The sequence below is a fragment of the Limnoglobus sp. genome (genome assembly GCF_059499385.1).
Map to the genome: position 1 here is coordinate 12,190 of NZ_JCABYM010000108.1, position 2,687 is coordinate 14,876.

3 protein-coding genes are annotated in these 2,687 nt (G+C 70.5%); all 3 read left to right on the plus strand.

The features are described from left to right. Positions 1-170: 170 nt before the first annotated feature. The 3 genes from murB to AC5JJ2_RS19555 are packed head-to-tail and all read left to right on the plus strand — an operon-like array spanning position 171 to position 2,591. Positions 171-1,049: a UDP-N-acetylmuramate dehydrogenase gene (gene murB, locus AC5JJ2_RS19545; RefSeq protein WP_495859705.1), complete on the plus strand. Its 879-nt coding sequence runs from the start codon at positions 171-173 to the stop codon at positions 1,047-1,049. Between the two features lie 4 nt (positions 1,050-1,053). Further along, complete coding sequence (locus AC5JJ2_RS19550; protein WP_495859706.1) at positions 1,054-1,713, plus strand: cell division protein FtsQ/DivIB; 660 nt, start codon at positions 1,054-1,056, stop codon at positions 1,711-1,713. A gap of 11 nt (positions 1,714-1,724) precedes the next feature. Next, positions 1,725-2,591: an enoyl-CoA hydratase-related protein gene (locus AC5JJ2_RS19555; RefSeq protein ID WP_495859707.1), complete on the plus strand. Its 867-nt coding sequence runs from the start codon at positions 1,725-1,727 to the stop codon at positions 2,589-2,591. Positions 2,592-2,687: the final 96 nt, after the last annotated feature.

A 2,687-nucleotide genomic window follows, 5' to 3' on the forward strand; every position in this document is an offset into this window, starting at 1 on the left:
ACACTATGTGGTTTGATCTTGTTAGGGCGTATTTTGTGGTTTTGTTCCCTGGGGGGCGCCCGCCGGGGGGGGGCCCCCCCCCCGGGGGGCGGCCCCCCCCCCCCCCCCACCACCCTACGTAATCCGTCGGGGCGTTGCTATCATCCCAAAGGACCCCCGGAGTTCGTTCGATGTCACTGGCGGAATCGTTCCCGGAAATCACGAAGCGGCGGGAGCCGCTGGCCCCGCACACGCACCTGCGGATCGGCGGCGTCGCGGACTTCCTCGTCCAGCCGCGGACCCCGGCGGAACTGGCGGCCGTGCTGAAGTTCTGCAAGGCGAAGGGCGTCCCGGTGCGGATGCTCGGCGGCGGGTTCAACCTCCTCGTCCGCGACGACCCGATCCCCGGCGCGGTCATCCGCCTCCAGGGCGACGCCTTTTCCAAGATCGAAACGAACGGGAAGGTCGTCCGCGCCGCCGGCGGGGCGCAGTTGTTCGACCTGATCGCGCACGCCGTCAAGCACGGCCTCGGAGGGCTGGAAACGCTCGTCGGCATCCGCGGGAGCGTCGGCGGGAGCGTGCGGTGCAACGTCGGCGACCGGACCGGCGAGATCGGCTCGGCCGTCCGCCGCGTGGCCGTGCTCACCGAGGACGGCACGGAACAACTCCGCGGCCGCGAGGAGTTGGGTTTTTCCGATCATTCCAGCGATCTCGACGAGCCGGTCATCCTGTGGGTCGAGTTCGACCTCGAACCGGAATCCGCGGAGACGCTGCTGAAGCGGATGCGCAGAATGTGGGTGCAGCGGCAGGCGACCGAGCCGCTGAGCTTCCAGGCCGGGGTCCGGATGTTCCGCAACCCGCCCGGCACGTCGGCGTCGAGCCTCGTGGAGCGGATCGGGCTGGCGAAGCACCGGGTCGGCGGGGCCGAGGTCAGCGAGCGGAACGGGAACTACGCCATCGCCCATCCCGGCACGACGGCGCGGGACATTTTGGGGTTGATCGACTTCGTCCGCGACCGCGTTCGCGAGAAAACCGGATTGACCCTGGAACGGGAACTCCACGTCTGGTGAGCCGATGGCCGAGAAAGCCGCGAAGCCCGCGCCCGCCGGCCGCCGGTGGCGGTTCCCGTGGAAGGGCGGCGTCGGCGTCGGGTGCGCCGTCGTGGCCGTGCTGTCGGTCGTCCTCACCGGCCTCATGACCGCCATGATGGTCCGGCACAAAGACCGGTTCAACCTGCCGCTGACCGCGATCGACTACGGCCCGCCGCCGGCGTGGATCGACCCGGCCGAGTTCCTGACGGAAGTTCGTTACCTCGGCGACCTGCCGGAGAAGTTCCAGAGCTACGACCCGGCCGAGACGGACCGCGTGAAGGCGGCGTTCGCGAAGCACCCGTGGGTCGAGGCCGTCAGCGGCGGGTACACGACGGTCGCGCTGAAGTACAGCCTCGTCGTCGTGTTCCGCGAGCCGATGCTCGTCGTGTCCACGCCGGCCGGCCCGCGGACGGTGGACGCGAAGGGCGTGCTGCTCCCGGCCGGGCCGATGATCGCGGGCGTGGCCGAACTCGTCGGCGAGCGGGCCGAGCCGAAGGCCGCGGCCGGCCAAGTGTGGGACGACCCAACGGTGAAGCGAGCGGCGGAACTGGCGAAGCAGTTTAACGCGAAGGCCGTCGAGAAGACGGCGGCCGGCTGGCGGGTCACGGAACGGACCGGCCGCGCCCTCGTGGTCGGGTGGTGAGGAAGACCGTCATGGCAAACTCGTCCATCGCCCAATCGTCCATCCGGCTCACGGTCCGCGAGGACCGGTTCGCGACCATCACGTTCGACGCGCAGGACCGGCCGACGAACGTGCTCACCCTGGACACGTGGCGCGACTTCGAGAAGACGCTGAAACTGCTGACCGGGCAGACGGACATCCGCGGCGTGATCCTCAAGAGCGGCAAGCCGAACGTGTTCGTGGCCGGGGCGGACCTGAAGCTGCTCGCCGACGCGGCCCCGAACGACCCACGAGTCCGTGAGGTGATCGACCTCGGCAACAAGGTGCTGTTCGAGTTGGAAGCGCTGCCCTTCCCGACGTGCGCGATCATCGACGGCGCGGCCCTCGGCGGCGGGCTGGAGGTCGCGCTGGCGTGCGACGTGATCCTGACCGGCACGAACCCGAAGGTGGAACTCGGGCTGCCGGAAGTGAAGCTCGGCCTCATGCCCGGCTGGGGCGGCACGCAGCGGCTGCCCCGCGTCATCGGGCTGCCGCTCGCGGCGGACGCGATCGGCAGCGGCAAGACGATGAACGCGGTCCGCGCCACCGAGATCGACCTCGCCATCGGGCCGATCGACTCGGACGAGTTGCTCAAGTCCGCGATGAAGGTGCTGAAGATTGACGGCTGGCAGGCCGCACGGCGGCAGAAGCACGAGTGGGTCCCGGCCGAGGTGCGGGAGAAATTCCGCCCGCAGTTGGCGAACGTGCCGAAGGCCGTCCGCGAGGCGGTGATGGCCGTCGTCGAGGGGACGGCGCTGCCGCTGCCGAGCGCGGTGCAGTTGGAAACGGACGGGTTCTTCCGGCTCGTCGGGTCGGCGGAATCGAAGAAGTTGATCGGCGAGTTCTTCACCCGGAAGTAGGGTGGTGGGGGGGGGGGGGGGGGGCGCCCGGGGGGGGGCCCCCCCCCCCCGGGGGGGGGGGGGGCGCGGCCCCCCCCCCCCCCCACCCCCGCCCCC